Below are 23,387 nucleotides of genomic sequence, written 5' to 3' on the forward strand. Positions count from 1 at the left end.
ATGGCCATTCTCTCCGCACAAGGTCTCTGCGTTGAATCGCTCGGCGGCAAGGAAAGCTTTCCGGTCCTGACAGACCTCAACTTCTCGCTGGGACCAGGCAAGATCCTCGGCCTCGTGGGTGAATCCGGCGCCGGCAAATCAATGATCGGCCGCACCATCTCGCAATACCTGCCGAAAGGTTTTGCGGTCACCAGGGGCACGCTGGAGTTCGATGGCGAGGATCTGGTGAGCATGGTGCCGGAACGCCGCCGGAACCTTCTCGGACGTGACATCGCCTTCATACCGCAGGAGCCGCTCTCCGGCCTCAACCCGGTCTTGAGCGTCGGCCAGCAGATGAAGGAGCACCTTCTGCGCATCGGCCTCGCCCCCGGCGAGAACTGGCGCGAGCGAGCACTGAAGGAATTCGAGTCGGTACACCTGCCGCATGGCTCGGCACTGCTGGAAAAATACCCGCATCAGCTTTCCGGCGGCATGTGTCAGCGCATTCTGATCGCCATGGCCTTTGCCAGCCGGCCCCGCCTGCTCATTGCCGACGAACCGACGACCGCACTCGACGTGACGATCCAGGCGCGTATCGTCAAGCTGATCGCAGAGATGCAAAAGCGCGACGGCACCGCGGTAATCTTCATCACCCATGACCTCCGTCTCGCCTCCCAGATCAGCGACGAGATCATGGTGCTATATGCAGGCCGCCCGGCCGAACGCGGTCCCGCCAAACAGCTCTTTTCGGCACCGGCGCACCCTTACACGCGCTGTCTGCAGCTTGCCAATCCCACGATCAGTGGCCCGCGCCGCGGTCTGTTCATTCTGCCCGAGCGCATGCCGGGCTTGCGCGTGCTGAAGGAGCTTAAGGGTTGCCGTTTCGCGTCACGCTGTCCAAACGCCGTCGAAGCCTGCACCGAAAGCGAACCGCCGCTCGCCGATATCGGCCCGAACCATATCGCCGCCTGCATCCGCACCGAAAAGACGCCGGAGATCATGCCACCGCTTCTAGCCCCCGGCCGCGAGATCGTCTCGACGAAAATCCACCTCAACGGAGAAAAACTCACCAAGGCCTATACGACCGCCTGGAGCCCGTTTGCCAGGCGCAGCAGCTTCAAGGCCGTGAACGGCGTCGACTTTACCCTCGGCGAAGGCGAATTCGTGGGAATTGTCGGCGAGAGCGGCAGCGGCAAGAGCTCGCTCGCCCGCCTCGTCGTCGGCCTCGACACCCCGACCGAGGGCAGGATCACGCTTGCCGGCCGCGATGTGACGGCCAACGGCAATGCGGAAAAAGCCTATCGCCGGGAATATATCCAGATGGTGTTCCAGGATCCGCAATCGGCGCTCAATCCGCGCAGGCGCATCGGCAGCATCGTCACTCAGGCGAACGAGGCCAATGGCCTGCACAACAGCTCGCGCGAACGCATGAGCCGCGCCGCCGAACTTCTGAAGGAGATCGGCCTGCCGCCTGACGCAGCCATGCGTTTCCCCTCCCAGCTTTCCGGAGGCCAGAAGCAGCGTGTCAACATCGCCCGCGCCCTTTGTACTTTGCCGCGCATCCTCGTTGCGGACGAGATCGTCTCCGGCCTCGACGTCTCAGTCCAGGCCCAGCTTCTCGACCTTCTCCTGAAGCTGCGCGATGAGCACGGCTTTTCGATGCTGTTCATCAGCCATGACCTTTCCGTCGTCCGTTACCTCTGCGACCGGGTCATGGTCATGTATCGTGGAGAAGTCGTCGAAAGCGGCAGAACGGAAACCGTCTTCGCCGATCCGCAGCATGCCTATACCCGCAGCCTGCTTGCCGCAGTACCTCCGGATGACGTCAATCTGGAATGGTCGCCGGTTTTGGCAGAAGCAGGATATCAGGTCGAGTAATTTATTCTTCAGGCCCGGCGGAACCGCGCTTCACGGAACAATGATCCTGGTCTCCATCGGGTAATGGGAATTGCCGCCTTCGAAGGGCGGGAAGGTCTTGAAATCTTCGCGCATGGCAACACGCGCCGGTGATTGCAGCGCCGCCTGCAATGCCACTTGGCTGTCAAACATCACCCGGTTGCGCTGCATATGGTTGACCCGCTCCCACGGCAGAAAGCCGCACCAGTCGATGCGCGACAGGACCTCGATCTGCCTGATGCCCGGGAAAGTGCGCATGACCTGCGGATGATGGCTGACATAGTGATGCATCCAGACGTTCAGGTCCTCGGCCGGCCCGGTATAATGCACCACGTAGGAACAGGGATTTCCGTTCTTCTCAATATCGAGCTTGCCGTCATCGACCGGAAAATGCCGGACATACATTGCCTGCTGTGTCGCCTTCGCCCCGCGGATACTCGCAAGCACGCCGGATGCTGCAAGCTGCTGCAGGTGGCCTGTCGGCGCCATTGCCTCTTCGAGCTCGGTGAGCTCGTTGAAATAAAGCTGCATGCCGAAGACAGGGGACTGCTCATCCTTGTTGTACATGTCCCTCGTGACCTCGGGTGTATAGAGATTGGCCGAGGTGAGGCCAGGCGTCAGCTTGATGATCTCGGCGACGGTCTCGACATCCGCCTTGCTCACTACGAGTTGGCTTCCGTCCACATTCTCGAAAAACGCGAAATATGCAAAACGCATGGCTGGACTTTCCCTGCTACATTGTGAGGTCGCAACACATGCGGGGCGGCCTCCGCTTCTCTGTCAATGCTCGACTATCGAACCGGCGGAAGGAAAAAACAAGCTTTAAACCTAAACTATTTCGCGGCTCGATTTTTCCCGGAATTGGTTGGATCTTATATGATTTAAGCTTCAATCTTTTCGCTTGAAAGTCGCCGGGTTTTCGAGCACGATCCGCTCATTCGCGCCGTAAACGAGGATATGGAACGCTGCCGGATTGCTCTTGGGGAGAGCCCGTTTCGTTTATTCCATTTATCGACGACAAGAAAAAACCGTATCCGGTCCGGCGGAGAATACTCCCGGTCAAAACCAGAGGGAAGGAAATCTATGATCATGCCCTTTTTTCGCCGCGCCTTTATAGGCATTGCAGGCGCAACAACCCTGTTCATCGCCAGCGCTGGCTTTGCTTCGGCCGAAGCGCTCGTCGTTGGCTCCTATCCGAGCAACCCGCCCTTCGAATACAAGACCGCCGACGGCAAGTTCGAAGGCTTCGAAGTCGACATCGTCAATGAAGTGGCAAAACGCCTCGGCATGACGGTCGAGATTTCCGACCTCGGCTTCCAGGCACTCTTCGCCGCGACGGCCTCCAAGCGCATCGACGTGGCAATCTCCTCGATCACGATCACCAAGGAACGCCTCGGCAGCCAATCCTTCACCCAGCCCTACTATGATTCCGACATGGGGATCGCCACCCGCAAAGAGGCCAAGCTCGCCGCGGTCGAGGATCTCAAGGATAAGGTCGTCGGCGTTCTCGCCGGCTCCACCGGCGACAAATGGGCCAAGGAAAACAAGGAAAAATACGGCATCAGCGACATCAAGAGCTATAACGCCCAGCAGGACTTGCTGATGGACCTTTCCGCCGGTCGTGCTGATGCCGCCGTGAGCGACGTGCCGGGTATGGAATATGCTTTCCTTAAGATGAAAGACCTCGTGGTCAAGGTCCGCATCAAAACCGGGGAGCAATACGGCCTGATGATGACCAAGGATCATCCGCTGCTCGGCAAGGCGAACGATGCGCTTACCGCAATGAAGAAGGATGGCACCCTCATCGCCATTCATAAGAAATGGTTCGGCACCGATCCCGCCGCAGACTCCGCCACTGCCACCGAACAGCCGCTGCCGAAGCCTTAAGCCGGCTTCCATCGAACAAATTCCATCCATGCCGGCCGGAAACGGCCGGCATTTTCATGAGAGACGGACATGACCCTCCTCGATACGTTCTTCAATCTCGGGGTTCTCGGCGATGCGTTTCCGGCGTTGCTGCGCGGGCTGGTGAACACCTTCCTGCTCGGAATTGCCGGTATCGGCTTCGGCATTCCCTGCGGCCTCGTGATCGGCTTGCTGCGCCTCTACGGGCCGAAACCGCTACGCTATGCCACGGTCTTCTATATCGACATCTTCCGTGCGACGCCCATGTTGGTCGTGCTGATGCTGATCTATTTCGCATTGCCTTTCATCGGCATCCGCCTGTCATCATGGACCTGCGCGATATTGGCCTTCACGATTGTCATGGCCGCCTACATGGCCGAGGTCTTCCGTTCCGGCATCGAGAGTATTCCGAAGGGTCAGTTCGAAGCCGCCGCGGCTCTCGGTCTCTCCTTCATCGTAACGTTGCGCAAAGTCGTATTGCCGCAGGCGGTTCGCATCGTCATCCCGCCGACTACCAACAATTGCGTCTCGATGTTCAAAGACACATCGCTTGCCTCCACGGTGGCTCTGGCGGAGTTGATGAAGGAGGGCCTGGATGCGCAGGCGCTATATGCCAACCCGACGCCGCTGATCGGCGCAGCCCTGATCTACATCGCCTTTCTTTGGCCGATGGTGCGGTTGGTGAGTCTGCTTGAAAAGAAATTCAGCAAGGAAAAGAAGCGGTAAAGCCCTATTCGAAGGCCGCGCCCGAGAGATGGTTGCTGGCCGAGACTTTGACTGCCCCAATTTCCGACCAAAGCCCCGAGATCATACGAGAATCGACGTCCGCCATCATCTCCTGTAGCCAGCGCTCATGCGCGGCGGCCATCGTAGCAAAGAATATCGTACCATTGTCGGTGAGCTTCGCGACGGTAACGCGCCGGTCGGCATCCGGCGTCAACCGCTGGATGTAGCCATCCGCCTCCAGCCGTTCGACCAGACCAGTGACATTGCCATTCGTGACCATCGTGCGCTTGGAAAGTTCACCGAGGCGGAGCCCGTCCTTCTCACGATAGAGCTGTGCCATGAGATCGAATTGCGGCAGCGTGGCGCCGAACTCGGCCCGAAGCCGCCGGCGGATTTCCTGCGAAATCAGTTTGGTCGTAGACAACATGCGCAGCCAGAGACGCAATTCCGGCTTGGAACGCCCCTGCACGCCATGGACGATAATCTCCAGGTCGACATTGATTACGTCCGCTTCTGCCATCCCAATACAGCCCTTTCACTCGACCAAGCTCTAGAAGCTGATATTTGAAATGTCAAAGGAATCGTGTTCAGCTCTTGCCGGCCAGCATCTTTGCCAGCATGAATCCCGATCCGGCCCCAGTTCCAGCGCCCGGCCAGGTGGCGGCGCCGCAGAGATAGAGCGACTTCACCGGCGTTTTGTAACGAGAATAACCGGCGACCGGCCGGAACAGGAAATTCTGGTCGAGATGATGACTGCCGGAAAGATTGTCGCCGCCGATCAGGTTCGGGTTCTCCCTTTCGAGATCAAGCGGGGAAAACACTGCGCGGTCGAGGATTTTCGCCTTCGTACCAGGGGCATAGTCCTCCAGAATGTCCAGCACCCGATCGGCATAGGCTTCCTTCACCTGATCCCAGTCGGTTCCCGCAATCGTGCCGGAAGCATCGCCGCGGATCCCCGCCGGCAGTACGCGAACCTGCACCCAGAGAACATGCTTGCCCTCCGGCGCGCGCGAGGGATCGAGCGCCGTGGGCTGGCCGACGACCAGCGCCGGTTCAGTCGGCAACAAGCCTGCCATAGCCTCCGAATAGACCCGCGACATCATCGCCAGGTCCGGCGCCACATGCACATAGGCAAAGCCCTTCAATGCCTCGCCGGCTTTCCAGTCCGGCAGACCATCCATTGCCAGATGGATCATCATCGTGCCCGGCCCGGCGCGGAATCTTTCGACCTTGCGATCGAATGACTCACGGGCCGGATCGGCATCGACCAGCTTGCCGAACAGCAGTCTCGGATGGGCGTTGGAAATGACCGCCTTGCGGGCGGAAATCACCCGGCCGTCTGCCAGCTTGACGCCTGTTGCCGTGCCGTTCGACATCTCGACCCGCTCAACCGGCCTGCCGAGCATCAGTTCGCCGCCTTTTGCCTGCAGCAATCCAGTCATGGCTTTGATGATCGTATCGGCGCCGCCTTGGCCGATCACCATGCCAAAAGCCTGATTCGCCATGCTTTCGAGATATGGGAACAGCGCTCCACCGGCGACCTCCGGCGCAAAATCGAGGTGCAAGCCCCAGGCGCTCATCATCGCTTTGACCTTGTCATTTTGGAAGCGGGCATCGAGGAAATCGCGAGGTGAAGCGAGCAGCTTGCGTGCCGTGTCATAAAGCCAGCCAGTGCCCTTTTCACGCCAAGCCTTCCAGAGCACTTTCGCCGCAGCAAGCGACGGCATGGGCGAACCAAGCAACCCGAAGATATGCGGGGCGTCCGAGCCGAATTCGGCGAAGAGTTCTCGCCATGCCGCCGCATCCTGCGACGAGATCGACTCGATTGCTCCGACCGTCTCTTCGAGATCGGTCGAGACGCCGAGATGGGTGCCGTCTCTGAAAACGCTCGAGAAACAGCGTTTGGCGGGTACCAAGCCGAGCCCGTGGGCGATCAGTTCGTCTTTATATGTCGCAAAGAACGGCGAGCCGGCGAACATCGACAGATTCATGGCCGCGAGATCGTGCCTGAATCCCGGCAGCGTGAAATCACCTGTCTTCACCGCGCCTCCCGGCTCCTGCTTGCCTTCTATGACGGCTACCGACCAGCCTCGTGCGGCGAGATGAATGGCGCTCGCAAGCCCATTATGACCTGCCCCAATCACCACCGCATCATATGCCGTCATCGCCGTTACCCTGGATCACATTATTTATCCATATGCATACATTTTCCGTAATCGGCATCAAGGGGTCGCAGCCTGAGAACAGCACGACGACACGCAGGAGAACCTCTTCTCAATGCAAGATGGAGCCGCTTATTCCGGAGGAATCCATGAACTCCGTGCTCGAACGGAGCACGCAAATTTTTGCGCGCGGTAGCGGCGCTCGATTGCTTGCATCCTCATATTTTCTGAAATAGGCTCGCCCATCGGTTAGCGGCATCCGGCGGGGGAAACCGGCCTGCCGCCCGGCTCACGAAACCGGTCATTCAAGGGGAACTCGGCATCATGTCTTCCAACACGCTTTCCAATCTCGCTTCCGCTCTTCTTTCCGGCTCGGTCAAGGTGGTCGACCTGACAGCGCCGCTTGGCCCGGATACGCCGGTGCTCTATTTGCCGCCACAGTTCGGCAAGAACACGCCGAAAGTCGCGGTCCACACGATCTCCGCCTACGATCAGGACGGTCCGTTCTGGGCCTGGAATTGGCTGGAGCTCGGTGAACACACCGGCACACATTTCGATGCGCCCTGTCATTGGATCACCGGCAAGGACAACCCGAACAACACAACAGACACCATTCCGCCGCAGAATTTCGTGGCGCCGGTCAACGTCATCGACCGCTCCACGGAAGCCGCCGAAAACCCGGATTACCTGCTGACCGTTGACAGCATCAAGGAATGGGAAGCCGAGCACGGCGAGATCGAAGCAGGCAGTTGGGTGCTGATGCGCTCCGATTGGTACAAGCGCAACGGCTCTACCGAAACCTTCCTGAACGCCGACGAGAACGGCCCGCATTCGCCGGGCCCGACCGCCGAAGCGATCGAATACCTGCTTTCCAAAGGTATCATCGGCTGGGGTCAGGAAACGGTCGGCACCGATGCCGGTTCGGCCGGCGGCATGAACCCACCTTTCCCGGCGCACAACCTCATGCACAAGAACAACAAATACGGCTTGGCTTCGCTGTCCAACCTCGACCAGCTTCCGCCCAAGGGGGCGGTGCTGATCGCAGCGCCGCTCAAGTTCGTCAAGGGCACCGGCTCGCCGGTCCGCGCACTGGCTCTCATCGCCGGCTAAATCTCTGAGGGTCGGATCGTTCGCGGTCCGGCCTTTTCCATATCCGGCAAAGAGGGCGCTATGGCGGATTTCGATTACATCGTCGTCGGCAGCGGCATCAACGCTTTGGTCGCTGCCGCCATGCTTGGGAAGAAGGGCAAACGAGTCCTCGTTCTCGAACGAAACGACCGCATCGGCGGCTGCCTGCGAACCGAGGAAATCACCGAGCCAGGCTTTATTCACGATGTGATGGCAACCACAATGGTGCTTTTCCTGACCTCGCCCGCCTATGGCGTGCTGGGCAAGGACCTGGAAGATCACGGCCTGGAATTTGCTCACGCCGACCTGCCGACCGGCGTGCTGCGACCGGATGGTTCTTCGGTGATCTTCTCAAAGGACCGGCAGCGCAACATTGCCAACTTCGAGGCGCTGGCTGAAGGCGACGGCAAGGCTTTCGACCGCGAGATGAATGCGCTCGGTGCGGACGCAACCTTCCTCTTCTCACTGCTTGGCGGCGCGCTCTGGTCCGGCACGACGCTGAAGACCGTCGCAAAGCAGGGCTGGGGCAAAGGCCTCCGCCAGCTTGCCGCCTGGTTCGGAGACGCACTAAAACCTGCCCGTGGTTACCTTGAAACCACCTACAGGTCCGAGGCTGCGCATGCGCTCTGGGCGCCCTGGGTGTTGCATTGCGGGCTGGCGCCGGAAAGCGCCTATTCGGCCGAGATGCTGAAAGTCATCGGTTTTGCAATCGAGCTTGCCGGCTGCCCGATCGTCAAGGGCGGAGCAGCCAATCTCGTAACCGCTTTCGAACGCTTGATCGCGAATCAGGGAGGCACGATCCGCACCGGCGCAGATGTCGAGCGTATCCTTGCCGGCCAGGGCAACAAGGCCGCCGGTATCCGGTTGGCAAGTGGTGAGGCGATCCAGGCGACGTCCGGCGTCATCTGCTCCACAACTCCAAACCAGATCTACGACCGGCTACTGAAGGACTGGCCACAGCCGATACCTGCCGAAGTCGCCGATGGCGTCGCCCGCTACCGCTACGGCAAAGGCGACATGCAAATTCACTATGCGCTTTCTGCGCCACCTCGTTGGAAGGGCGATCCCGATCTCGGCAAAGTCGCGCTGCTGCACCTGACGCCTGGACTCGATGGCGTTTCACGCGCCACCAACGAATGCGAGCGCGGCCTTCTGCCCGCCGAGCCAACTGTCTGCGTCGGCCAACCCGTGAGTTTCGACCCCTCACGCGCACCGGAAGGCAAATCGATCCTCTGGCTTCAGCTTCCGGAGGCTCCGCGCGTTATCAAGGGCGATGCAGCCGGTGAGATCGCCGTACCTGCAGATGGCAGTTGGACAGAGGCAGTGCGTGAACATTATGCAGACCGCATCGAGGCAATCCTTTTCCGTCACATTGAGAACTTTGCCGACATCAAGCTTGCCCGCCGCGCTTATTGTCCCGCCGATCTTGAGGGGATGAACATGAACCTTGTCGGTGGCGACCCCTATGGCGGCTTTTGCGGCCTGGATCAGTTTTTCCTCTGGCGGCCCTTTAAGTCGTCTGTTAACCACCGCACCCACGTGCCGGGTCTTTATCATATCGGCGCCTCGACCCATCCAGGTCCTGGGCTTGCCGGCGGCTCCGGTTTTCTGCTTGCATCGTCGTTGCGCTGAAACGCAGCGGCCGAAAATATCAAGAGGGCTCATGGCAGAACGGTTTTCAGGTGTGGTGTTACGCCGGCGTCAGGAAGGTGATCAGGTGGATCGGCCGACGATGGGGGAAATCGGCCTCAATCACTTCGCCCCCTATCTGATGAACCGCATCATCGCCCGCTGGAATTCTAATATGGCGGAGGAGTTGCGCGAATACGAACTCTCGACTGCCAAGATGCGCACGCTGGCTGTCCTGAGTGTCTCCGCCTCACTCACCATCAACGAACTTTCCGTTTTCGCTGTCATCGAGCAGTCGACAATGAGCCGCACGCTCGATTCTCTCGAGGATCAGGGTTATATCCGCCGCACGCCGCGGCCAGAGGACATGCGCATCCGCGACGTGACGATCACCGAAGACGGACGGGATGCCTTCGCTCGCTTCTGGCCGACCATGTACGATTCGCTGCTACAAATGTTCGACGGCATAGACGAGGAGGAGTATCGTGCCTTCACAGGCACGTTGCATAAAATCCTCCTGAACATCCGCAAGCACGAGATATGACCTACCTGTTTGCAAGCCGTGCTTGCAGGCTGTCACGGATGCGTTTGCCGAGCGCCTGATAATTCTCATCGAAATGGTGCCCGCCTTCGATCGGCACGACCTCGACGCCGCGGTCCTTCAGCGTTGGGCACGGGTCATCGTCCTCGTCCGTGCCATAGACACACTGGATAATTTTCGGATTGATCTTTGCGATGTCGTTCATCGGATCGCCGCCTTTGCCCGCGGCGGCGACACCGAGCCAACCTGTGACGGAAATCTCGTAGTCCACTTGGTGAGACAGCCCGAGCAGTGTGATCTGCCTCACCCTTTCCCGATCGGCCACCGGCAGGAGATTGTAGGTGGCGGGCAGCACATCGGCTCCAAAAGAGTAACCGATCAGCAGCACGTTCTGGATGCCCCACTGCCGGCGATAGTGCTCGATGATTTTTGCCAGATCATCCGACGTTCCTTGTGGCGTGCGTTCGGACCAGAAATAACGCAGCGAATCTACCCCAACTGTCGGGATGCCTTGAGACTGCAGGTAACCACCCACCTCACTATCAAGGTCACGCCAGCCGCCATCACCGGAATAAATTACCGCCATCGTGTTCATAGCTGGCTTTGCATCGAGTACCGTCAGCGGCAAGTCGAGCGGCTGGCCGCTTTGTCCTGCCACCGCAATATGAGCCAGCAGAACCTCTGACAAAGCCTCTTCCGCAGTCGAGCCGGAATCGGCTAGTTCCACCTCCGGATGCTCCTGCTTCAGCCGCTGGGCATGCGCCTTGCCGGCAGGATCGGCGGATGTAGTGGAGATGATTGTTACCGCGGCCGGCAGGGCACCGTCGTCAAACCCATAGACCGTGCGATCGCCAATTTTCTGTTTCGAGGCGGGGGTGCAGAGTTCCTTGGCGAGTGGGATGCCGGCTGCCGGATCGACAGCGATCGCCTCGCCTATAGTTGCATTCGGGCTCTGGGAGATCATGGCAAGCGCAAGTGCCCCGCCTTCTCCGATCCCGGCCACGATTGGATGACGATAATCCGGATTGCCGATCCGTCGCTGCACCTGCTGGGAAACATCCTCGATGTCGGATACCATATAGACGCATTCGCCATCATCGGCAGCAAGCGATTTGATATATGCCGGAAAATCGATGCCGACGACTGCCACGCCGGCATTCAGCAGAGCTTGGGCCTGCGCCTCCTCCCGCACGCCCCAGCCCTGCCCGTCCGAGATCAGGAAAACGATGCCCTGGAGATCATCTCCGCTCTTCGGCACCATGATACGCGGCGACGGGATCAGGCCGGTATGATAATCCTGCTGCTGAGCGACGGCGGTCGTGACGCAGGAGAGCCAGCCAACAAGCGCGATGATGCAAAAAAACCGCAGGAACATCATTTACCAACCACTCCTCTCAAGCCGCCGCCGATCAGAAGCGTCGCGTCCATCATCACTATGGCAGGGCTAACCCCGCCCGCCACGGCGAGGTAGCGCGGCTCCCAGGTGGGATGGAACTTCGACTTGAAAGCTTTCAATCCTTTGAAGTTGTAGAACCGTTCGCCGTGCTCGAATACGACGCTGCCAATCCGGTCCCATGCGAGCGCAACTTCGCGCGTGGACATTCCCGAAAGTGGCGCCATGCCGAGATTAAAATGTGCATAGCCGGCATCGCGCAGATATTCCATGACTTTCACGAACAAAAAATCCATGGATCCTTTCGGTGCTTCCGGCGAAAAGCGCATCAGATCAACCGTTCCTTCCTGTTTCGTATCGGTGATCAAAAGCGTCGCGAAAGCGACAATTCGACCTTCCTTACGCAAAACCGCCACCGATTGCGAAGCGACATAATCATCTCGAAAAGCGCCCAGCGAGAACGTCTTTTCGCGCGTGTTGTGTTCCGCAAGCCAGCTATCGGAGACCTGCCTGAGTTCCTCGATTGAAGCCATCACCTCCGGCGCGTCGATGACCGAGAACTCCAGCCCCTCGCGCATGCCTTTGTTGACAGCCTGCCGCAGTCCGGCGAGACGACCGCCTTTAAGATCGAAATGCGAAAGATCGATAATCGCAAGTTCGCCAAGCCTGAAGGCCCTCAGCCCGGCATCGGCGCAATGGGAAAGCAGGCCGGGCGATATTTGATAAAACACTGCACGGCCCCCCCGACTGCGCGCCTCTTCGACAAAACGCCAGACGAGATCTGCCGTCTCCTCTTGCGGTCCGACGGGATCAAAGAGGGCGATCCAGGACCGTCCCTGAATGCCGTACATGAGAAAGGCACGGCCACTCTCGGAAAACATCAGGCGCTTGTCTCCCATCCGGACCAGATTGGCATCGGCGTTGTCCTGCGCCATCACGATCTGGATTGCCCGTCCGAGATCGTCCGCGGTTGATGGCGGCGAGCGCCGGGTGGCCGGCCGCAACAGACTGTAAAAAGAGATGGACGCCGCGAAGATCGCCAGGCCGAGAACAGCACGCAGGCCGCGTGGCGCCTCTTCGGAAAACTCAAACTGCCACCAGAGCTCGTGGCTGTATTCCACCTCGCGGTAGACGAAAAGCAGCACTGTGGCGGCCGTAGCCACGATAATGAGCATGGCGGCAATCCAGCTCGGCGATAGCACCTGCCCAAACAGCGATGCCCGGCGATTGAACTGTTTCGCGCTGAGAAAAAGACCGACCAGCAGAATGACGAGGAAGATGGCTTCAAAAGGAGCGATCGCGCGCACGAAAGCGAAGACGAGCGCAAGAACAGCACAGACCATGCCCGTCCACCAGGCTCCATCCAACCGCTGGCCTATGCCGCGCGCTGCCACAAAGAGGATGAGGCCAAGGATGCTGGAAAGGAAATGTGCGCCCTCCACGAACGGCAGCGGTAAATAATTGGAAAGGAAATTCAGGTCGGAATCCGGCGTCGGCGTCACGCTTGAAAAGATCAACATTGCGCCGGCGATTATCGCAAAGGCTGCAAGCAGCGGCGGCACCAGCCGGAATTCCAGCTTGCGTAATGTGGAAGCCACCGGATGATGGGCAAGCTGACGTATCTCGACGCCGATGACCACGAGCGTCGCGATGAGCAGCGGCAGAACGTGATAGACGACACGGTAAAGAACCAGGCTGCCGAGCACTTGATCGATGCTGACCGTATTGCCGAGTGCTGCGATGATCACGGTTTCGAAGACACCAAGGCCGGCAGGCACATGGCTCAGGACTCCGAGGCCGACGGCGGTGGCATAGATAGCGAGGAACGAAGGCCAGCCAATATTCGTCTGCGGAAGGAGGACATAGAGGACGGAGGCCGAGGCGGCAATATCAAGCGCTGTGATGAGGAACTGCTGCGAGGACGTGCGGGTATCCGGCAGACGGATGCTCAGACTGCCGATCGAAATCGTCCGCCCATCACGCCCCGATATCACCAGGACGGATAGCATGATGATGATCAGGATTGCTCCGGCACGGATCCAGCCACCATCGGCACCCAGAATCGCTCCGATCCTTGGTGCCGTGACGAGCGAGGCCAGTGCCGTGACGGCGAGCAATCCGATCCCGAAGGCCAGTGTCACGAAGGCGATGACACGACCGATATCATCTGGTGAAAGGCCAAGGCGGGAATAAGCGCGAAAGCGGATAGCACCGCCGCTCAGGGCTCCGAATCCGGCCGTGTTGCCGACCGCATAGGCACTGAAAGCGGTCATCGCGACCGGCATAAACGGCAAGGTGCGGCCGATGTACGCTAGCGCGTTCATGTCGTAGCCGACGAGCGCCGCAAAACTCAGCATGGTGAAGAAGACAGCAAGCCCGATTGCAGGCCACCGCGTATTGCCGAGCGCTTCGATCACATCGTCATAGCTCACCTCGGTGGTGAGATTGTAAATGGCGAACGTTGTGAAGGCGAACACCACCACCACCGCGAGCGCGATGATGTAAGAGCGGTACGCCTCGATGATATCTCGAAAGCGGCCAGGCTGACGATCCGTGGTTGTCATGGTGATTTACCGGTGCCGAGGAACTGCGCATCCAGACTTTGGTCAGATGCGCGGCAAAAGCAACGGGATCGCGGCTTTAATGTGTCTGATATGCTTAAAGCGTGGCGACTGTCTTCAAGGCGCCGTCAAGCGCGATCCCGTTCTCGTCGAGCAGTGCAGCCTGACGCAAACGTTTCATCCAGATCGCACCGTCCTCGCGGTCGCTAAGTGTCATCAGCGCCGACATCACCCGGTCGAACTTCGAAAGTCCCCGCGCATGGGTATCGGAATAGCCCTTCACCAGCCGACGATTGTTGATCACTTCGACTGCAAGATCATAGTTCCGCGAGAGCAGCGGAGTCGCCGCATTGAGCCAAGCCTCGAGGTGCTCGGTCTCGCGCAGGTGTCGCAACGTGCCGCGACGGATACGGCGCAGCGCCGCGAGCGTATAGAGCGTCAGGAACCAGAAGAGGGTGCCGGTTTGCACCCGGCGGCCCTTGTTGATGCGTCGGTCGAGCCAGGAGAACAGCTTTGGACGCTTCTCGACCCAGAGACCAAGCCCCTTCGGCAGCGCGCCACAGACCTCTTCCATGCGCGGATGCATGTATTCGGTCATGTAGAGGATCTGGTCCTGCTTGACGCCGACCTCCTTGCGTACCCGGTCGAAGCGGCTGCCGCGGGTCTTCAGGTCGGCAACACGGATCACGTCGTCATAAGCCATCGCAACGGCGACATATTTCGCCGACTGAACTGTGAAGGCATAATCCTTCTCCTCGCCGCCATTGGCACGGTCGAGAGCATGGAGCTGACCCACACGATCAAGATACTCGCCGGCATACGCCGGATCCTGGAAATCCGCGAGCTTCTTGACGCCGGCAAACAGCAACGGCAAGGCGACTTCCGGAAATTCGGCACGCAGGCGATGCACCAACCGGTCGAGCTCCGGATGACCGGCCGTTTCCGGCATGGCGTCGAAACGCTTCGGCGGCGAGGCGCTTATCTCGTCCCGTGGCCTCGCCCTGGCCCGGTCGAACGCGGCATTGAAGGCCTTCAGGCTCGCCTCGATGCCTTTGCCTCCACCACGGATCGTCGCTTCGAACGCATCCTTGGAAAAGGGCAGGACGTCGGCTGCAGCCAGTGCGCCGAACATCGAGGCGGAAATCACGCTGCCGTTCTTGAGCGCCAGCGTATCCATGTCGAAAGCAATCGTCCGTTTGGCGGCGAAATCCGTGGCGCCGACCACAACCGTCGGATCGCCGATGCCGTCCCCCGGCTTTTCCTTCTCGCCGACTGCAAACGAGCGGTGCGTCGAAGCGATCAACACCGTCTTGTCCGGCGTCACGAGGCCACGAAGAACCGAACGGCCAGCCTCCATCAGCTCGGCGGCGAGCACGACATCCACATCGCCCGGTGTCGGCATCAGGGAGAAGATCGGCGAGACACCATCCCTGGCCGGCAGCATCTCGATGTAATAGATCGTGGCGCCGGTGCGCTGGGCGACGCCCGGCACTGAGGTGGATTGCGCCATCCAGCCCTGCTCTTCAGCAAGCGCAACGATCCAGTCGGCGAGCACGCCACCGCCCTGGCCGCCCATGGCGAGAATGGCGAGCGTCAGCGGCTTGTCGGAAGCGATCAGCGTCTTCAGGTTCACGGTTTCGTTCATAACCTTGTCCTTAATCCGCGAACACGATGCGACCGGCAGCGCGGCGGGCCTGGAGCCACCCGATGACCTTGTTACGCATATGGGAGACGAACCTGTCCCAGCCGGTCGGGTTGTGGATGACATCGGCGCGATAGAAGGACGGACAGAGGACCGCAGCCTCCGAAACCTCGCCGCAATTGCCGCAGCCGACACAGCTATTGTCGATCGCCGCAACCGGATCATCCTTCAGGGGATCATCGGTATGCTTGACCGAAAGCGACGGACAGCCGGAAAGCCGGATGCAGGCGTGATCACCCGTGCAGACGTCTTCGTCCACCCCGAACCGTTCCTTCACCATGCGCTTGCCATCCTTCACCGCCTTGGCGAATTGCGGCTTCACGCGGCGCTGCTTGTTCAGCATGCATTCGGAGGAGGCCACGATGATCTTCGGCCCCTTCTCCTTGGTCGTCAGCGCTTCCTTCAACGTGTCGCGCATCTTGGCGACGTCATAAGTGCGGTCGATCTGGCGCACCCAGGTGGCGCCGATGCCTTTCACGGCATTGACAATGGAATTGTTCGTCTTGCGGTTTGGATTGATAGCGCGCGATGAAAGGATGTCCTGCCCGCCGGTCGCCGCCGAATAATAATTGTCGACGACGAGAATGACGCCGTCCTGTTTGTTGAAAACCGCGTTGCCGACCGAGGTGGCAAGACCATTGTGCCAGAAACCGCCGTCACCCATGACGGCGATCGAACGCTTGTCCGCCTCGACATTGAAAGCCGAGGCGGAAGCCGGGCCGAGACCATAGCCCATCGTCGTGCCCCCTATATTGAAGGGCGGCAGGATCGAGAAGAGATGGCAGCCGATATCCGCCGAGACGTGATGCTCGCCGAGTTCCTTTTCGACCAGCTTCATGGCCGCGAAAATCGGACGCTCCGGGCAGCCAGTACAAAAGCCGGCCGGACGGGCGGGCACGACTTCCGCCAGCGCCTTGACTTTCGGATCATTCAGGATCGGTGTCGGGTCCGGAACTGGCGGCTGGTTGCCAAGCAGGATTCGGTCATACATTTCGATAAAGGTTTTCAAACCCTTCATCATCACCGGTGCGGTATATTCTCCACCAAGCGGCAGGATATCCTTGCCGTGGAGCTTCGTCTGAATGTCCCGGCGACGCAGGAGCGTATGCATCGTCTGCTCGATATATTCCGGAGCGCCTTCCTCCACCATGATCACGGCCTTCTTGCCGACACAGAAATCGACGACCTCCTCGTCGATCATCGGATAGGCGACGTTCATCACGTAGAGCGGGATCGATGAATTGCCGTAGACGTCAGCCAGTCCGAGTTGCTGCAGGGCGCGCATGACGCCGTTATACATGCCACCCAGCATGATAATGCCGATTTCACCCTCTTCCGGACCGAAGAACTCGTTGAGCTTCTTCTCCTTGATGAAGTTGACGGCTGCCGGCCAGCGGCGCTCCAGCTTGTCCTTCTCGTGAATGAAGTTTGCCGGCGGCAGCACAATACGGTTCACGTCGCGCACTGGATTTTCGAGCGCCTGCTTCAGCGTATAAGTCGGCCGCTTGTTGTCCTTGGCAACGAACTGGCCATGCACATGGCAGGCGCGGATACGCACTTCCAGCATGACCGGCGTGTTCGATGCTTCAGAAAGCTGGAAACCATCCTCGACCGCCTGAACGATTGAAGGCAGATTCGGCCGCGGATCAAGCAACCACATCTGCGATTTCATGGCGAAAGCGTGGGAACGCTCCTGCATGATCGAAGAGCCCTCGCCAAAATCCTCGCCGAGAATGATCAGCGCGCCGCCGTTGACCCCGCCGGAGGAAAGGTTCGAGAGCGCATCCGAGGCGACGTTGGTGCCGGCCGTCGATTTCCAGGTCACGGCGCCGCGCACCGGATACATGACCGACGCCGACAGCATGGCGGCAGCGGCGGCCTCGGACGCGGACGTCTCGAAATGCACGCCGAGATCTTCCATAACATCCTTGGCGTCGGCCAGCACGTCCATCAGATGCGAGATCGGCGAGCCCTGGTAACCGCCGACATAGGAGACGCCCGATTGCAGCAGCGCCTTGGTGATCGCCAGGATGCCCTCGCCCCGAAAGATTTCACCTTCTCTAAGCTTCAGATCCTCGACTTCGCGGGCAAATGATCGCTCAGCCATGGCAGTTCCCCTTCGCCTCGTCGGCCTCAAGCTATAAACATTTGCAAAACCATATTTTTGACGTCATGCATTTGTCAATTCACAATTTCCACTAAGGCGTCCAGCTGAATTTTGGGATTCTGATGAGTCACAAGCGTCACTTGTCAGAACATTTATATATGCAATTGCATATTATTGGATCGTGCAGGAATAAAAAACACTTGTTTTGGCCGCAAATAACCCTTGCCGCCATTCGACACTTATTTTAACGTTAAACCATTCAAACGAACGAGCCCGACACGGACGGCCTGTCCGCAAGTTTGGCCGAGTGGGAACAATGGAGTTAGATCATGATGACGCTCTCCCGGCGCCAGGCATTGGGCCTGGGCACGGCTACTTTTCTGACAGGTGTATTTTGCGGACGTAACGCAGTTTTTGCGCAGGACAGTTCGACGCTGACCATTGCCTATAACGTCAACCTGCCCTCCTTCGATCCGACGGTCGGCCCGTCAGCTGTCAACCCGACAATCCAGGCGATCTACCGCTCGATCTTCGACCAGTTCATCGGCCAAGGCCCGGATCTTTCTTTCCAGCCCGGCCTTCTGACCGCCTGGGGGTGGAACGACGACAAAACGCAGATCTGGATGGACGTCCGCGAAGGTGTCAAATGGCACGACGGCTCCGACCTCACGCCGGAGGATGTCGTCTGGTCGCTGGAGCGCGCAGCCAAACAGGAAACCGGCAATCCGATCCAGTTCGTCTGGTCGACTGCCGGCAATTACAAGATCGATGGAAAGCGCATAACCGGCGACGTGAAACAGTTCGATCCGACTTTCTTCAAATGGATGGCCTTCCTGACCGGCTATGTCATGCCGAAGGCCTATTACGAGAAGGTCGGCGCGGAAGGGTTCGAGAAGAAGCCGGTCGGCACCGGCCCCTACATGGTTGACGCCTATGAAGGCAATGCCTTCCTGCGCCTCAAAGCCAACCCGAACTATTACGGCGGCAAGCCGGTCTTCGACACGGTCGTTTTCAAGTTCGTGCCGGATGCGACTACCCGTGTGGCAGAAATCGAGTCCGGCTCGTCCGACATCACGCTCGAAATTCCCTATGAAGAATACGACCGCCTGAAGGGGAAGGCCGGATTGAAAGGGGCCGTCACGCCGATCTCCGACATCGGCATGATCTTCCTGAACAACATCGACGCCATGCTCGACAAGAACGTGCGCCTCGCCGCCCATCATGCGATCGACAAGAAAGCGATCGTCGATCGGCTGCTGCGCGGCTATGGCGTGCCGATCGATACGCTCGAGGCACCGGAATACGATGCCTATGACGCGTCCATCAAGGTCGGCTATGACCAGGCAAAAGCCAAGGACCTGCTCAAAGCTTCCGGCTATTCCACCGACAAGCCTGTCAAATTCAAGATCCAGACGACGCGCGGCTTCAAGCCGAAGGATTACGAAATGATCCAGGCGATCGTCGGCATGTGGCGCCGCGTTGGCATCGAGGCGGAGATCGAGGTCTACGAGATCGCCAAGCATTACGAACTGCGGGCCGCCGACCAACTGGCGCCCGCCGCCTTCTACAACTGGGGCAACGCGATCGGCGACCCGACGACCTCCACCGGCTTCGCCATGTTCGGACCCTCGCCGCACTCGGTCTGGAACACGGAAGACCTCGACAACATGATCATGCTGCTCTGGGGCGAAAAGGACGAGAAGAAGCGTATCGACGGCTGGAAGGCCGTCAGCAAATACATCGCCGAACAGGGCTACGTCATCCCGTTGCTGCAATACGTCCAACCGATCGTCTACAAGGAGAAGCTGAAGATCGTGCCGAACGTTTCCGGCGCGCTGCAGCCGACGCTGGTGTCAAAGGTCTAAACGGCATTTTGCCACAGGGGTCTCGTGGCCCCTCATCCGCCTGCCGCCACCTTCTCCCCGTACGCGGGGAGAAGGGATAGCCGCACCGCCTGCCAAAGTCCCAGCGTCGCGTGAGGCACGTTCCCTCGCCCCGCTTGCGGGAAGGGTGAGGGGCAAAGGACCCGCATGAACCGATGATCGCAATATCCATCCTCAACAGACTGATCGTGGCGACCGTGACGTTGCTCGGCGTCGCCGCGATCGTCTTCGTGCTCCTGCGGATCGTGCCGGGCGATCCGATCGCGATGATGATCGCGCCGGGAGCCAGTCCCGCCGACATCGCCGCACTGCGCGCCAGATACGGCCTTGACCTCAGCTTGCCGGCGCAGTTCGGCGTCTGGCTTCAGTCCGTGTTGATGGGCGATTTCGGCACCTCAATCTCGCTCCGCCGCGACGTGCTGGAACTGCTGCTTGGGCGCTTGCCCGCCACCCTTGAGCTCGCTTTCGCGGCCTTGATCGTCGCCTTGGCTGTCGGCGGCGCGGTCGCTGTGGTCGGCACGCTCTTCCGGCGCACGCCGCTGGAACCGGCAATCGACGCGACCAATGGCGTATTGCTCGCCGTGCCGGATTTCGTATGGGCGCTTGCGCTGGTTCTGGTTGTTGGCGTCTTCATCCCTATCTTCCCCCTCTCCGGCCGCATCGACCCGACGCTATCGATCGATTTCTTCACCCCCTTCTATCTCCTCGAAGGCCTCATCAGGTTCCGCTTGGACGTCTTCTTCGATGTTGCCGCCCATATGGTGATGCCGGTCCTGGCACTCGCCCTGCCGCTTGCGACCGTTATCACCCGCATTCTCAAGGAAGCGCTGCTGGAAGCGATGGTACAGGATTACGTGCTGCTGGCACGGCTGAAAGGCATGTCGGAATTGCGGCTCGTGCTGCAGGAGGCGCTGCGCAATGCCGTCGGCCCCGCCCTCTCGCTCACTGGCGTACAATTCACCTTCCTCGTCGGTGGCACGGTCATCGTCGAGCGCATCTTCGCCTATCCCGGCATCGGTAACATGGCGATTGACGCCGTCATCAATCGTGACCTGCCGCTCATCCAGGGCCTCGTTCTGGTCTTTGGTGCGATCTTCATCGTCATCAACCTCGCCGTAGACCTGCTTGCCGCTGCGCTTAATCCGAGGCTCCGCCATGGCTGAGCCCATCGCCATCACTGGCCCGGCGGCCAAGCCTCGTCGCACCCCGTCACGATTGCGGAACCTGTTCGCCGAACGACAAGTGCTGTTCGGCGGCGGCTTCATCCTGCTCCTGGTCGTCATCGCGATCTTCGCGCCTTTCATCGCGCCAAAGGATCCGCTGGAACAGGATCTGATGCTGGGCTCGCTGCCGCCCGCCTGGCTCGACGGTGCTGAACCCGGTTACTACCTTGGCACCGATGACCTCGGCCGCGACGTCCTATCCCGCCTGATCTACGGCAGCCGGATCGCCTTGCTCGTCGCTTTCGTCTCGGCGAGCCTCGCGGCGCTGATCGGCACTGTGTTCGGCCTGCTGGCCGGCTGGTATGGTGGATGGGCGGACCGCATCATCTCAAGGATCGTCGACATCTGGATGGCCTTCCCGCCGGTCCTGCTCTCCATCCTGCTCGTCGCAGTCTTCGGCTCCGGCGTGCATTCGGTGATCGCTGCGATCGTCATTATTGACTGGACCCGCTTCTGCCGCGTCGTGCGCGCCGAAACGCTCGCCCAGTCACAACTCGATTACGTGACGGCCGCCCGCACCGCAGGCTTCCCGCGCATGAAAATCCTAACGCGGGAAATCTTCCCCAATATCGTGCCGATACTGATCGCGCTGGTGAGTCTCGAAATGGGCATTGTCGTCGTTGTCGAAGCTATCCTCTCCTTCGTCGGCCTGTCGGTCTCGTCCGACACACCCACCTGGGGCGGCATGATCGCGCAGGGGCGCCAGCTCATCCACCATGCCTGGTGGCTGCTTGTGGCGCCGCTCGCGGTGCTGTTCACCACGGTTCTCGCGTTCAATCAGCTCGGCAGCGGCCTGCGCCGGGCGCTCGATCCGGTGCTCAGACGATGACGGAAAACCTGCTCACCATAACCGGTCTTTCCGCCGTTTCCGACCGCGAAGGCGGCATGCCGGTCCTGCGCGATGTCGGCCTGACGCTGAAGAACGGTGGCGTCCGCGGCCTCGTTGGCGAAAGCGGCGCCGGCAAATCGACGATCGCCAAGGCCATACTCGGCATCCTGCCACGAACGGTGCGTGTCACAGGCGGCTGGATCAATTTCAAAGGCCGCGACCTTTTGAGCATGAAGCCGCCGGAGCTGCGCAGCATTATGGGCTCGGAAATCGCACTGATTCCACAGGATCCACAGACGGCCCTTAATCCTGCCCGCCGCATCGGCGCACAGCTCGCGGACGGTCTGAAACTGAAGCGCGGCATGTCCGCCAGAACAGCAGAGGCCTATGCGCTGCAATTGCTGGCCGACGTGCAGATCCGCGATCCCGACCGGGTGATGAAAAGCTTTCCGCATCAGCTCTCCGGCGGCATGCGCCAACGTGTGTTGATTGCCGCTGCCTTCGCAGTCGAGCCGGAACTGGTCATCGCTGACGAACCGACGACCGCGCTCGACGTGACGGTACAGAAAGAAATCCTCCGCCTTATCCGCCACATGCAGGAGGCGCGCGGCACCGGCGTGCTCTTCGTTACCCATGACCTCGGCATCGTGGCGCAGATCTGTGACAGCGTCACGCTGCTTTACGCTGGCAAGGTCATCGAGGAAGGACCGGTGCGCAACGTGCTGGAAAACCCGAAACACGCCTATACAAAGGCGCTGATTGCTGCAGGCCCCCGTTACGACCGGCCGGATGCGGGACTGGAGCCCGTGCCGGAAGCCGTCTTCCGCGAACTTCGCCAGGAGATCGGGATCAGTTGATGGATCAGAACCTGCTCGTCGCCACCGGCATCAAAGTCACCTACGCCAAGCACGCCGGCCTGTTCGGCAGCAAACCCTCGACGCCCGTCCTGCACGGCGTCGATATCCGCATCGGCAAGGGCCAGACGGTCGGCATCGTCGGCGAATCCGGCTCCGGCAAAACGACGCTCGGCCGTGCCCTACTCCGCCTCGTCGATGTCTCCGCCGGCAAGATCGCCTTCGACGGTCGTAACATTACCCATATCCCGGAAACCGAGATGCGGCCGCTGCGCCGGCGCATGCAGATGATCTTCCAGGACCCCATGGCGTCGCTGAACCCGCGCCACACGATCCGCCGCATTCTGACGGGTCCGCTCCTGCTGCATGGCCTGGCCGGCGACGCGGCAACGGCGCTGGAACAGGTAAAATCCGTGCTTGACCGCGTATCCCTGCCCGCCGCTTGCGTCGAGCGATACCCGCACGAGCTTTCCGGCGGCCAGCGCCAGCGCATCGGCATTGCGCGTGCCGTCCTGATGCAGCCCGATTTCGTACTGGCCGATGAAATTGTCTCCGGCCTCGACGTCTCCACCCAAGCACAGGCGCTGAAACTGTTGAAGGGCCTTTCCCGCGAACTCGGACTTGCCATGGCCTTCATCAGCCATGACCTCTCTGTCATTCGAGCCGTCTGCGACTATGTCTATGTGATGCGGCTCGGAAAGGTTGTCGAGGAAGGGCCCTGCGAGCAGGTTTTTGCAAGCCCTTCCGCTGCCTACACCCGCGCGCTTCTCGATGCGATCCCGCTTCCGGAATACGATCCGGGCTGGCTGGAGCGAAGAACCGAAACCTGAACAGGCGCCCGACAAAACCGGACTCGGGGGGAAATTATC

The 23,387-nt window shown here is 60.0% G+C and carries 18 protein-coding genes; 11 read left to right on the forward strand and 7 right to left on the reverse strand.

Translation table 11 applies throughout. The annotated features are described in order from the left end of the window. A complete protein-coding gene (locus QEO92_RS22360; protein ID WP_037156442.1) occupies window positions 1–1,857 on the forward strand; it encodes a dipeptide ABC transporter ATP-binding protein in 1,857 nt (618 codons plus the stop codon). A gap of 30 nt (window positions 1,858–1,887) precedes the next feature. On the opposite strand, the gene QEO92_RS22365 is transcribed toward QEO92_RS22360, so the two are convergent. Next, on the reverse strand, window positions 1,888–2,592 hold the full coding sequence (locus tag QEO92_RS22365) for a hypothetical protein (RefSeq protein WP_227704481.1): 705 nt from the start codon (window positions 2,590–2,592) through the stop codon (window positions 1,888–1,890). Window positions 2,593–2,964: 372 nt separating this feature from the next. Between QEO92_RS22365 and QEO92_RS22370 the strand changes: the two genes are divergently transcribed. Together QEO92_RS22370 and QEO92_RS22375 are read left to right on the forward strand one after the other, a co-directional pair. Further along, window positions 2,965–3,762 (forward strand): ABC transporter substrate-binding protein, encoded by a 798-nt coding sequence (locus QEO92_RS22370; RefSeq protein ID WP_037157224.1) that lies wholly within the window; start codon window positions 2,965–2,967, stop codon window positions 3,760–3,762. 69 nt (window positions 3,763–3,831) lie between these two features. Next, the gene (locus QEO92_RS22375; protein ID WP_037156432.1) at window positions 3,832–4,506 is read left to right on the forward strand and encodes an amino acid ABC transporter permease; all 675 of its coding nucleotides are present in this window, start codon (window positions 3,832–3,834) and stop codon (window positions 4,504–4,506) included. Between the two features lie 4 nt (window positions 4,507–4,510). Here QEO92_RS22375 and QEO92_RS22380 read toward each other — a convergent pair whose 3' ends face one another. Both QEO92_RS22380 and QEO92_RS22385 read right to left on the reverse strand, forming a co-directional pair. Further along, window positions 4,511–5,026: a MarR family winged helix-turn-helix transcriptional regulator gene (locus QEO92_RS22380; protein WP_227704482.1), complete on the reverse strand. Its 516-nt coding sequence runs from the start codon at window positions 5,024–5,026 to the stop codon at window positions 4,511–4,513. A gap of 67 nt (window positions 5,027–5,093) precedes the next feature. After that, the gene (locus QEO92_RS22385; protein WP_227704483.1) at window positions 5,094–6,671 is read right to left on the reverse strand and encodes a phytoene desaturase family protein; all 1,578 of its coding nucleotides are present in this window, start codon (window positions 6,669–6,671) and stop codon (window positions 5,094–5,096) included. 321 nt (window positions 6,672–6,992) lie between these two features. On the opposite strand from QEO92_RS22385, the gene QEO92_RS22390 reads away from it, so the two are divergent. Genes QEO92_RS22390 through QEO92_RS22400 form a run of 3 tightly spaced genes read left to right on the forward strand, consistent with a single transcriptional unit; the run spans window position 6,993 to window position 9,969 of the window. Then, window positions 6,993–7,778 (forward strand): cyclase family protein, encoded by a 786-nt coding sequence (locus QEO92_RS22390; protein WP_210056070.1) that lies wholly within the window; start codon window positions 6,993–6,995, stop codon window positions 7,776–7,778. A 60-nt stretch (window positions 7,779–7,838) separates the two neighbouring features. Beyond that, window positions 7,839–9,428 carry a phytoene desaturase family protein gene (locus QEO92_RS22395; RefSeq protein ID WP_227704484.1) on the forward strand — a complete coding sequence of 530 codons (1,590 nt, stop codon included), beginning with the start codon at window positions 7,839–7,841 and terminating at the stop codon, window positions 9,426–9,428. Between the two features lie 31 nt (window positions 9,429–9,459). After that, entirely contained in the window at window positions 9,460–9,969 is a 510-nt protein-coding gene (locus tag QEO92_RS22400) for a MarR family winged helix-turn-helix transcriptional regulator (RefSeq protein WP_227704485.1), read from the forward strand. A gap of 1 nt (window position 9,970) precedes the next feature. Here QEO92_RS22400 and QEO92_RS22405 read toward each other — a convergent pair whose 3' ends face one another. From QEO92_RS22405 to QEO92_RS22420, 4 genes are all read right to left on the reverse strand, one after another. Then, complete coding sequence (locus QEO92_RS22405) at window positions 9,971–11,344, reverse strand: virulence factor family protein (protein ID WP_280107473.1); 1,374 nt, start codon at window positions 11,342–11,344, stop codon at window positions 9,971–9,973. Further along, entirely contained in the window at window positions 11,341–13,923 is a 2,583-nt protein-coding gene (mprF, locus tag QEO92_RS22410) for a bifunctional lysylphosphatidylglycerol flippase/synthetase MprF (RefSeq protein WP_227704486.1), read from the reverse strand. The genes QEO92_RS22405 and mprF overlap by 4 nt, the downstream gene beginning before the upstream one ends. Before the next feature lie 94 nt (window positions 13,924–14,017). Further along, complete coding sequence (locus QEO92_RS22415) at window positions 14,018–15,565, reverse strand: indolepyruvate oxidoreductase subunit beta family protein (protein WP_227704487.1); 1,548 nt, start codon at window positions 15,563–15,565, stop codon at window positions 14,018–14,020. Window positions 15,566–15,575: 10 nt separating this feature from the next. Next, window positions 15,576–17,729: an indolepyruvate ferredoxin oxidoreductase subunit alpha gene (locus tag QEO92_RS22420; RefSeq protein WP_037156417.1), complete on the reverse strand. Its 2,154-nt coding sequence runs from the start codon at window positions 17,727–17,729 to the stop codon at window positions 15,576–15,578. Window positions 17,730–18,058: 329 nt separating this feature from the next. Between QEO92_RS22420 and QEO92_RS22425 the strand changes: the two genes are divergently transcribed. From QEO92_RS22425 to QEO92_RS22445, 5 genes are all read left to right on the forward strand, one after another. Then, window positions 18,059–19,594 (forward strand): ABC transporter substrate-binding protein, encoded by a 1,536-nt coding sequence (locus QEO92_RS22425; RefSeq protein ID WP_227704488.1) that lies wholly within the window; start codon window positions 18,059–18,061, stop codon window positions 19,592–19,594. Window positions 19,595–19,767: 173 nt separating this feature from the next. After that, on the forward strand, window positions 19,768–20,775 hold the full coding sequence (locus tag QEO92_RS22430) for an ABC transporter permease (protein WP_037156415.1): 1,008 nt from the start codon (window positions 19,768–19,770) through the stop codon (window positions 20,773–20,775). Further along, the gene (locus QEO92_RS22435) at window positions 20,768–21,664 is read left to right on the forward strand and encodes an ABC transporter permease (RefSeq protein WP_227704489.1); all 897 of its coding nucleotides are present in this window, start codon (window positions 20,768–20,770) and stop codon (window positions 21,662–21,664) included. Before QEO92_RS22430 ends, QEO92_RS22435 begins: the two co-directional genes overlap by 8 nt. Further along, window positions 21,661–22,521, forward strand: coding sequence for an ABC transporter ATP-binding protein (locus QEO92_RS22440; RefSeq protein WP_037156411.1), 861 nt, complete (start codon window positions 21,661–21,663; stop codon window positions 22,519–22,521). The genes QEO92_RS22435 and QEO92_RS22440 overlap by 4 nt, the downstream gene beginning before the upstream one ends. Then, window positions 22,521–23,348, forward strand: coding sequence for an ATP-binding cassette domain-containing protein (locus tag QEO92_RS22445; protein ID WP_037156408.1), 828 nt, complete (start codon window positions 22,521–22,523; stop codon window positions 23,346–23,348). The genes QEO92_RS22440 and QEO92_RS22445 overlap by 1 nt, the downstream gene beginning before the upstream one ends. Window positions 23,349–23,387 lie beyond the last annotated feature (39 nt).

Origin of the sequence: Neorhizobium petrolearium, assembly GCF_029854435.1 — a bacterium.
Classification (GTDB): domain Bacteria; phylum Pseudomonadota; class Alphaproteobacteria; order Rhizobiales; family Rhizobiaceae; genus Neorhizobium; species Neorhizobium petrolearium.